1 rRNA gene is annotated in these 1,337 nt (G+C 50.1%); it reads right to left on the bottom strand.

The window, feature by feature from the left end:
* Nucleotides 1-1,161: ribosomal RNA gene (locus tag ACVWY1_RS26065) — 23S ribosomal RNA — on the bottom strand; the annotation flags it as partial.
* Between the last annotated feature and the right edge of the window lie 176 nt (nucleotides 1,162-1,337).

The raw sequence follows: 1,337 nt of genomic DNA, 5'->3' as shown, positions 1-1,337 counted from the left end.
TGATACCCGTAGCTTCGGTGCATGGTTTGAGCCCCGTTACATCTTCCGCGCAGGCCGACTCGACTAGTGAGCTATTACGCTTTCTTTAAAGGGTGGCTGCTTCTAAGCCAACCTCCTAGCTGTCTAAGCCTTCCCACATCGTTTCCCACTTAACCATGACTTTGGGACCTTAGCTGACGGTCTGGGTTGTTTCCCTTTTCACGACGGACGTTAGCACCCGCCGTGTGTCTCCCATGCTCGGCACTTGTAGGTATTCGGAGTTTGCATCGGTTTGGTAAGTCGGGATGACCCCCTAGCCGAAACAGTGCTCTACCCCCTACAGTGATACATGAGGCGCTACCTAAATAGCTTTCGAGGAGAACCAGCTATCTCCGAGCTTGATTAGCCTTTCACTCCGATCCACAGGTCATCCGCTAACTTTTCAACGGTAGTCGGTTCGGTCCTCCAGTCAGTGTTACCTAACCTTCAACCTGCCCATGGATAGATCGCCCGGTTTCGGGTCTATACCCAGCGACTAAAGCGCCCTATTAAGACTCGCTTTCGCTACGCCTCCCCTATTCGGTTAAGCTCGCCACTGAATATAAGTCGCTGACCCATTATACAAAAGGTACGCAGTCACCTAACAAGTAGGCTCCCACTGCTTGTACGCATACGGTTTCAGGTTCTATTTCACTCCCCTCTCCGGGGTTCTTTTCGCCTTTCCCTCACGGTACTGGTTCACTATCGGTCAGTCAGTAGTATTTAGCCTTGGAGGATGGTCCCCCCATGTTCAGACAAAGTTTCTCGTGCTCCGTCCTACTCGATTTCACTGGCAAGAGATTTTCGTGTACGGGGCTATCACCCACTATGGCCGCACTTTCCAGAGCGTTCCACTAATCTCAAACCAGCTTAAGGGCTGGTCCCCGTTCGCTCGCCACTACTAAGGGAATCTCGGTTGATTTCTTTTCCTCAGGGTACTTAGATGTTTCAGTTCCCCTGGTTCGCCTCTTGCACCTATGTATTCAGTACAAGATAACCAGCTTGTGCTGGCTGGGTTCCCCCATTCAGAGATCTCTGGATCACAGTCTGTTTGCCGACTCCCCAAAGCTTATCGCAGGCTACCACGTCTTTCATCGCCTCTGACTGCCAAGGCATCCACCGTATGCGCTTCTTCACTTGACCATATAACCCCAAGCAATCTGGTTATACTGTGAAGACGACATTCGCCGAAAATTCGCACGTCGCTCTTTCGAGCAGAACTCACAAATTTTACCTTAGCCTGAATAACCAGCAGTGAAACTGGCATTCAGTCTATTTCTATCACATATCCGAATTTTTAAAGAACGATCTGACAAAAG

The organism is Pseudomonas sp. TE6288, from assembly GCF_054062095.1.
This window is presented reverse-complemented; position numbering and strand designations above follow the sequence as displayed.